The organism is Streptomyces sp. NPDC060035, from assembly GCF_042736635.1.
In the GTDB taxonomy this organism is placed as follows: domain Bacteria; phylum Actinomycetota; class Actinomycetes; order Streptomycetales; family Streptomycetaceae; genus Streptomyces.
In genome coordinates, this window is sequence record NZ_JBHWVO010000021.1 from 117,125 (window position 1) to 124,336 (window position 7,212).

The following is a 7,212-nucleotide window of genomic DNA, read 5'->3' on the forward strand; positions in this document are numbered from 1 at the left end:
CAGTCCCGGGCCGGACAGTCCCGGCTCCGACAGCCCCGGCCCGGACCGCGTCAGCTGAAGAAGGTCTTGGCCCGGGTCAGCGCCGCGGCGTCGGACAGGACATCGCCGGGCTTGCTGCCGTTGCCCAGCAGCGCACCGCCCCAGCGCATCCCCAGATACTCGGCGGAGATCCGCAACGTCCCCGTCAACGGCTCGGCGACCGCCGGATCCGTGTCCGCGAGCGCCGTGACCCCCCACAGGGTCTTCCCCGCCATCCGCTGCTTGAAGTCGGCGCCAGGCACCCTCAGCCAGCCCGACCAGTGGTCCAGATAGCGCTTGGTGGACGTGGAGACCGAGTACCAGTACAGCGGCGAAGCGATGACCACGTCGGTGGCGCCGAGCGTCGCCTCCAGCAGGGTCGCGGCGTGCCCGGTGGGCGGCAGGTGGCCGCCGTCCGCGTGCCGCCGGTCCTCGAAATCGGGCAGCGGCATGTCCCGCAGATGCAGCCAGTGCTGCTCGGTACCGGCCGGGAGCTGCTCGGCGGCGAGCCGCGCGAGCGTCTCGGTGTTGCCGTCGGCGCGGCTGCTGCCGAGCAGGAAGACGAAGCTGCGCGTGGCCATGATGGGTCCCCCGGTTGACTGCGTGCGACTGTTACCTGCGTCCGCATTATATGCACACGCATGCAACTGGGGAAGGGCTCAGCCGAACAGCCGCTCCAGGACGGCCGCGACGCCGTCGTCCTCGTTCGACAGAGTCACCTCGTCCGCCGCCGCCTTCAGCTCGGCGTGGGCGTTGGCCATCGCCACGCGGTAGCCCGAACGACGGAACATCGGCAGGTCGTTGGGCATATCGCCGAACGCCACCGCGTCGGCGGTGTCACAGCCCAGCACCTCGGCGGCCAGCGCGAGCCCGGTGCCCTTGTCCACGCCGAACGGTGCCAGCTCCACCGTGCCCGGCCCCGCCATCGTGACGGTCGCCAGATCCCCCACGACCCCGCGGGCCGCCGCGGCCAGCTCGTCGTCCGTCAGCTCCGCGTGACGCACCAGGACCTTGATGATCGGTGCCGCCCACAACTCGCTGCGGCGCTCCGTCCGCAGGGCGGGAAGCGAGGGGTGCGGCATGCGGTAGCCCGGCTCGATCAGGGTCCGGCCGTCGGTGCCGTCCTGGTCGACCGCGGCGAAGACCGGTCCGACCTCGGCCTCGATCTTGCCGAGCGCGGTGTCGGCCAGCTCCCGGTCGAGCGTCACCGAGCTCAGCATGCGGGCGGACCCGGCGTCGTACACCTGTGTGCCCTGCCCGCAGACCACGGGGCCGTCGTAGCCCAGGTCCGCGAGCAGGCCGCGTATGCCGGGGACCGGCCGCCCCGTGACGATCAGATGCCGCGCACCGGCGGATGCGGCGCGGGCGAGGGCGGCGCGGGAGCGGCGGCTCACGGTGTCGTCGGGACGCAGCAGGGTGCCGTCCAGATCCGTGGCGACGAGGGTGTAGGCGGGTGGCGTCAGCATGAGGTCAGCCTAGGGAGATCGGCTTCCGGCCGTACGCCGCTGACCTGCGCGGACGGTCAGCTCCGTCAGTGGACGCAGAATTCGTTGCCCTCCGGGTCGAGGAGTACCTGCCAGGACCCGGAAGGTTCGTCGACGATGTGCAGCACGCTCGCGCCCAGCCCCACCAGCCGTTCCACCTCCGCCTCGCGCTGCCCCGGAGCCGCGTGTACGTCCAGGTGGAGGCGGTTCTTCACCGTCTTCGGCTCAGGGACGCGCTGGAAGAGCAGCCGCCGCCCGAGCCCCGTACCGCTCTTCTCCTCGTACGGATCGTCGGGGTGCCGCACCGCGGCGAGATCACGCCAGGCCCGGCGCCCGTGGGACTCGGCCGTGAGGGACTCGGTCACCGCCCCGTAGCCGAGCAGCTCCTCGATCAGGGCGCTGTGGTCCTCCACCGCGTATCCCAGCGTCTCGGCCCAGAAGTCGGCCTGGGCGTGGGGGTCCTGGGCATCGACGACGACTTTCCAGTGCAGGGTCATGGAAACCGTTTGTAGTGGTTGCACGACAGCGTCGGCAACAGGCACGCCGCAGCCGGGGCTGATCCTCCGCACCCCGCAGGGCCGTTCATACCGGTTCGATCCGGGCGCCCTGTGTCCGGAGCTGCTGCTCACCAGCGCCCCGGGCTGCCGTGGCACCACGAAACGCTGTACGAGCCCGCCGACCTGGTCCGGTGGGCGCAGGAGAGCCGGCTGCCGGGCTGTCCGGCGCTCCATGAGGCGGAGCCGGCCCGTGCCCACGAACTGCGCGGGCGCGCTCCGGCGGATGGCCCCGGACCGGTCTCATTCCGGCGGGCAGGTCCTGCAGACGTGTGCGTCGAGCGCCGTCAGCAGCTCCTGGGCGGTCCCGCGTACCGCCGGATCGCCGTCGCCGGTGAGCCGCAGGGCCGTCGACCGGCCCGCCCGGACGGCCAGGTGGGCGTCCCTCGTCCACTCCGGATGGTGCGCATGCCCGTGGGCGAGGATCGTCTGCAGCAGCCCGAGCACTCCGACACGGTCCTTCACCGTCTCCGTAGCGGCGAGCTCCCACAGGAACGGCACCGTGGCGACCGTCGAGTCGAAGACGGCCAGGGCGCCGATCCACTGCCCCAGATCGCTCAGCGCGTCCTCGGCGGACTCGCTGTCGCCCCAGGCGATCTGCGACAGCATGCCCGGGACCTGGGAGGCGGAGCCGCCGGCGTGGCGCAGCTCGTGCCACTGAACGTGCCTCATGTCCCCCAGAATCGTCCCCATCCCGGGCACTCAATCAGCCTTTGCGTGTGCCGTCCACCATGCATGCCTCACCCACCCGGTCCTCCTGCCCCACCCGGTTCAGTCCTTCCAGGTACTGCTGCACCGTGTGGGCGTCCTCGGGCCCCGCGATCAGCCCCACATGGTTGTCGGGACGGATCACGACAACGGTGTCCGCGCCGACGCCGTACGCCGCCCGCGCATGCCCCTCGTGGTCGTGCAGCCCGTCGGGATCGGTGGCGTCCGGTGCCTCGGGGCCGTACACCCGGAGGGCCCGTACCGCACGACCGTGCGCGGCGGCCGTCTCCCGAAGCGTTCGCGCCGTGCCCGCGCCGAAGCCGAGCACGGTGATGTGCGGTCCTGCGAAGGCACGGAAGAGGCGCGTGGGGGTGCCGGTGGCCGCCTCTCGGCAGGGGGCGTCCGGGGCCCTGTCGCCGGACCGCACTCCGCCGCCGGTCCCGTGGCGGCCCTGCCGGGCGAGTGAACTCCACCGGTAGCCGCGGTCGAGTCCCGTCGTCCCCGAGGTGATCGCGGTGTCCAGCCCGCCGCCGGGCTTCCTGATCGCTTCCAGCGTGGCCCGCAGCCGGTCGGACGTGATGTCCAGCGTCCAGGCGGCGACCGGCAGCCGCTCCTCCTCGTAGGTGTCGAGCAGCTCGGGATCCGCCCGCCCCGTCACCACCTGGGCGAGCTTCCAGCCCAGGTTGAACGCGTCCTGGATGCCGGTGTTCATGCCGAGGCCGCCCGCGACCGCGTGGACATGGGCGGCGTCCCCGGCGAGGAGGACCCGGCCCACCCGGTAGCGGTCCACCATGCGTACGTTGACGCGGTACGTCGACAGCAGCGTGGCCTCCGTGAGGTGCTCGGCGGGCAGCCGGGTGTGCCGGGCGAAGAGCCGCCGGAAGCCTTCGAGCGACGGGGCGGCGGCGCGGCCGTCGGCGTCCCGTTCCGGGCCCGACTGGAACCACCAGCCCGACCGGGTGCCGGGGATGGGGCAGAGCATGACGGCGCCGTCCTCGTCGAACCACTGGTGCCAGATGCCCCGGTCCAGGACGCCTGCTGTGATCTCGACGTCGCCGCAGATCATGATCTGTTCCGCATCCGTGCTGCCGTTGAACGCAAGCCCGAGCAGTTTCCGTACGGAGCTGTGGCCGCCGTCGCAGCCCACCACGTACCGTGCCCCGGCGCGGGTTCCGTCGGCGAGAACGGCGGTCGCCGCGGCACTCCCCTGCGTGATGCCCACGACCTCGGCGCCCGGTTCGACCTGTACGCCGTACTCGGCGAGGCGGTCCCGCAGGATCTCCTCCAGCCGCCACTGGGCGATCAGCCGCCCCCGGTCGTAGGGCGCGTCCGGTGTCGGCGCGCTGTCCTCGTACGGGTCGGTCTCGGCGACCGGCAGCCCGTCCCGGTACTTGCGCATCGGCAGGGGTGCCGATCCCGCGGCCAGCACCGCGTCGACGACGCCCAGGTCCTCCAGTACCTCCAGGGAGCGAGGGTTGGGCCCCTTGGACCGTGAGCTGCGCGGGTGCTCCGGCGACCTGTCCACGATCCGTACGGCGATGCCGCGCCGGGCGAGATCGCACGCCAGGGTCAGCCCGGTCGGGCCCGCGCCCACGATCAGTACGTCGGTCATGCCTGCTCCTCGGTTCGCGTCGTCACTGCGACCAGAGAAACGCAACCGAGTTAAAAAAGCAACTAAGTAAAGATCGACGGTCCTTCAGGGCGGCACGCACGTCGCAGCCGGCCGGGGGAGGAGCGGGTGCCGGATCAGGACGCCGGTGCCCGCTCCGGAGCCGCCGCACCCGAATCCGTGCCGGTCGATGGGCCCGGTGCCGGAGCGGACGTGTCCACCGGTGCTCCGGCCTCCGCCGCCAGCACGGCGAGGCGCAGGGCCTCGGTACGGTTCCGCCGCGCCGTCCGCAACGCGTCCCAGGTCAGCAGCATCAGCGCCACCCAGACCAGAGCGAACCCGGCCCACCGCTCGGGCGGCATCGCCTCGTGGAAGTACAGGATGCCGAGCGCGAACTGGAAGACCGGAGCCATGTACTGCAGCAGGCCGAGCACGGACAGCGGCACCCGGATCGCCGCCGCACCGAAGCAGACGAGCGGGATGGCCGTCACGAGGCCTGTCGCGGCGAGGAGCGCCCCGTGGCCCGCGCCCCCGGCCAGGAACGTCGCGTCGCCGCGCGCACCGAGCCACAGGAGGAACCCGAGCGCGGGCACGAACAGCACCGCGGTCTCGGCGGCCAGCGACTCCAGGCCGCCCATGTTGACCTTCTTCTTCACCAGGCCGTACGTCGCGAAGGAGAACGCCAGGGCCAGCGAGGTCCAGGGCGGCTGCCCGTAGCCGATCGCCAGGACCAGCACCGCGGCGAATCCGGTCGCGACCGCGGTCCACTGCACGGGCCGCAGCCGCTCACCGAGCAGCAGGACGCCCATGGCGATCGTGACCAGCGGATTGATGAAGTAGCCGAGCGACGCCTCGACGACCTGGCCGTTGTTGACGGCCCAGATGTAGATGCCCCAGTTGACCGAGATGACCGCCGCGGCAATCGTGATCAGGCCCAGCTTCGCGGGCTGCCTGACCAGTTCGCCGATCCAGGCCCAACGGCGCAGGGCCAGCAGGGCGATCCCCACGGCACCCAGCGACCAGACCATCCGGTGAGCGAGGATCTCCATCGCTCCGGACGGCTCCAGCAGCGGCCAGAACAGGGGCACGAGGCCCCACATTCCGTACGCGCCGACTCCGTACAGCAGGCCTGCCCGCTGTTCGTTCTTCCCCTTCACGGGCCCTCCTGGCACTCCTGCGCCGGCGAGCAGCCGACTGCACGACGGTAGCGCCGGAAGGGCCCTATGTCATAGCCGTCTCATGGAAACGGTCGTGACAGGGCTGTCGCCGGTCGTTCACCCGGCGGACACCGCGGCCGCCACCGTCTCGGCGAGCGGAGTCGTCGGCCGGCCGATCAGGCGGGCGAGGTCCCCGCTCGTACCGGCGAGGAGTCCGCGCGCGATCGCCTCGTCGACGTCCACGAGGATCGCCGCGAAGCCCTCGGGTAGTCCCGCGCCGACGAGGATCTCCTGGTGCGTGGCGGCGGGCACGTTCGTGTACACGATCTCCTTGCCGGTCGCGGAGGTGACCACGGCGGCGTACTCGGCCAGGGACCAGGCGACATCACCGCTGAGCTCGTACGCCTTGCCGAGGTGACCCTCGCCGGTCAGTACGGCCGCAGCGGCGGCGGCGAAGTCGGCCCGCGTGGCGGAGGCGATGCGGCCGTCACCCGCGTTGGCGACGACGGCCCCGTGCTCCAGGACGGGCGCGAGGTTCGCCGTGTAGTTCTCGGTGTACCAGCCGTTGCGCAGGAAGGTGTACGGGAGCTCTGCGTCGAGGATCAGCTGCTCGGTCACCTGGTGCTCGGCGGCCAGCTGGAAGTCCGCGTCCGGTCCGCCCAGCACCCCGGTGTACGCGAGCTGCGCGACGCCCGCCGCCTTGGCGGCGTCGATCACGGCGGTGTGCTGCGCCACTCGCCGGCCGACCTCGCTGCCGGAGACCAGCAGCACCCGGTCGCCTGCCCGGAACGCGTCGGCGAGGGTCTCGGGCCGGTCGTAGTCGGCGATACGGATCTCGACACCCCGGGCGGCGAGAGGGGCTGCCTTCTCCTTGCTGCGGACGACCGCGGCGATCCCGTCCGCCGGGACCGTGGTGAGCAGCTGCTCGACGACGCGGCGGCCGAGCTCTCCGGTGGCTCCGGTGACAACGATGCTCATGGGGTTCTCCTCTTGGGTGCGCTGGTACTGGGGTGTGGTCTCGCATCACTCACCCTAGGAGCAGCACTAACCATATGAAAGTACCCACTTTGAAGTAAGGTACTGGTATGAGCGTAAGTACCACGGACAGCAACACCGCAGGCAGGGCCCCGAGCGTCAACCGGCCGATGTGCCCCTCCCGGCTGGTGCTGGAGCACGTCACCAGCCGCTGGGGTGTTCTCGTGCTCGCCGCACTGCTGGAGCGCTCGTACCGCTTCAGCGAACTGCGTCGCACCGTCGGCGGCGTCAGCGAGAAGATGCTGGCCCAGACCCTGCAGACGCTGGAGCGGGACGGCTTCGTGCACCGGGACGCGAAACCCGTGATCCCGCCGCGGGTGGACTACTCGCTCACCCCACTCGGCAGGGAGGCCGCGGAGCAGGTCTGGGCGCTGTCCCGCTGGGTGGAGCGGCGGCTGGACGCAGTGGAGACGGCGCGCGAGTCATACGACGAGGCCCGGAACAGCTGACCTCTCGGGGTCGGTTCCGGGCCTCGGCGGACGCTGGGTGACGGCAGATCAGCCGATCACGGTCCAGGTGTCCTTGCCGGCGAGAAGGGTGCTGAGATCCCCTTTGCCGTGTTGTTCGATGGCGGTGTCGAGTTGGTCGGACATGAGGGTGTCGTAGACGGGTCGTTCGACGCTGCGCAGGACGCCGATGGGGGTGTG

The 7,212-nt window shown here is 71.4% G+C and carries 8 protein-coding genes and 1 pseudogene; 1 reads left to right on the forward strand and 8 read right to left on the reverse strand.

The features are described 5' to 3' along the window. Window positions 1–50: 50 nt before the first annotated feature. The 7 genes from ACFWBQ_RS28545 to ACFWBQ_RS28575 form a co-directional block, all read right to left on the reverse strand. The gene (locus ACFWBQ_RS28545; RefSeq protein ID WP_385501580.1) at window positions 51–599 is read right to left on the reverse strand and encodes a flavodoxin family protein; all 549 of its coding nucleotides are present in this window, start codon (window positions 597–599) and stop codon (window positions 51–53) included. Between the two features lie 78 nt (window positions 600–677). Continuing rightward, a complete protein-coding gene (locus ACFWBQ_RS28550; RefSeq protein ID WP_385501582.1) occupies window positions 678–1,484 on the reverse strand; it encodes an HAD family hydrolase in 807 nt (268 codons plus the stop codon). Window positions 1,485–1,549: 65 nt separating this feature from the next. Further along, window positions 1,550–1,999 carry a VOC family protein gene (locus ACFWBQ_RS28555; RefSeq protein ID WP_385501583.1) on the reverse strand — a complete coding sequence of 150 codons (450 nt, stop codon included), beginning with the start codon at window positions 1,997–1,999 and terminating at the stop codon, window positions 1,550–1,552. Window positions 2,000–2,299: 300 nt separating this feature from the next. Beyond that, on the reverse strand, window positions 2,300–2,749 hold the full coding sequence (locus tag ACFWBQ_RS28560; protein ID WP_385501584.1) for a hypothetical protein: 450 nt from the start codon (window positions 2,747–2,749) through the stop codon (window positions 2,300–2,302). A 13-nt stretch (window positions 2,750–2,762) separates the two neighbouring features. Beyond that, on the reverse strand, window positions 2,763–4,376 hold the full coding sequence (locus tag ACFWBQ_RS28565) for an FAD-dependent monooxygenase (RefSeq protein WP_385501585.1): 1,614 nt from the start codon (window positions 4,374–4,376) through the stop codon (window positions 2,763–2,765). Window positions 4,377–4,510: 134 nt separating this feature from the next. Further along, window positions 4,511–5,530, reverse strand: coding sequence for an EamA family transporter RarD (gene rarD, locus ACFWBQ_RS28570; RefSeq protein ID WP_385501587.1), 1,020 nt, complete (start codon window positions 5,528–5,530; stop codon window positions 4,511–4,513). 117 nt (window positions 5,531–5,647) lie between these two features. Next, entirely contained in the window at window positions 5,648–6,508 is an 861-nt protein-coding gene (locus ACFWBQ_RS28575) for an SDR family oxidoreductase (RefSeq protein WP_385501589.1), read from the reverse strand. 107 nt (window positions 6,509–6,615) lie between these two features. On the opposite strand from ACFWBQ_RS28575, the gene ACFWBQ_RS28580 reads away from it, so the two are divergent. Next, window positions 6,616–7,014, forward strand: a complete 399-nt coding sequence (locus tag ACFWBQ_RS28580; protein WP_385501592.1) for a winged helix-turn-helix transcriptional regulator — start codon at window positions 6,616–6,618, stop codon at window positions 7,012–7,014. A 48-nt stretch (window positions 7,015–7,062) separates the two neighbouring features. On the opposite strand, the pseudogene ACFWBQ_RS28585 reads toward ACFWBQ_RS28580, so the two are convergent. Further along, window positions 7,063–7,212, reverse strand: a pseudogene (locus tag ACFWBQ_RS28585) (2-oxoacid:ferredoxin oxidoreductase subunit beta); the annotation flags it as partial.

Bases quoted from the DNA above. Each gene is read 5' to 3' on its own strand.
- ACFWBQ_RS28560 (WP_385501584.1), bottom strand. From the start codon at position 2,749: ATGGGGACGATTCTGGGGGACATGAGGCACGTTCAGTGGCACGAGCTG.
- ACFWBQ_RS28545 (WP_385501580.1), bottom strand. From the start codon at position 599: ATGGCCACGCGCAGCTTCGTCTTCCTGCTCGGCAGCAGCCGCGCCGAC.
- ACFWBQ_RS28555 (WP_385501583.1), bottom strand. From the start codon at position 1,999: ATGACCCTGCACTGGAAAGTCGTCGTCGATGCCCAGGACCCCCACGCC.
- ACFWBQ_RS28580 (WP_385501592.1), top strand. From the start codon at position 6,616: ATGAGCGTAAGTACCACGGACAGCAACACCGCAGGCAGGGCCCCGAGC.
- ACFWBQ_RS28565 (WP_385501585.1), bottom strand. From the start codon at position 4,376: ATGACCGACGTACTGATCGTGGGCGCGGGCCCGACCGGGCTGACCCTG.
- ACFWBQ_RS28575 (WP_385501589.1), bottom strand. From the start codon at position 6,508: ATGAGCATCGTTGTCACCGGAGCCACCGGAGAGCTCGGCCGCCGCGTC.
- ACFWBQ_RS28550 (WP_385501582.1), bottom strand. From the start codon at position 1,484: ATGCTGACGCCACCCGCCTACACCCTCGTCGCCACGGATCTGGACGGC.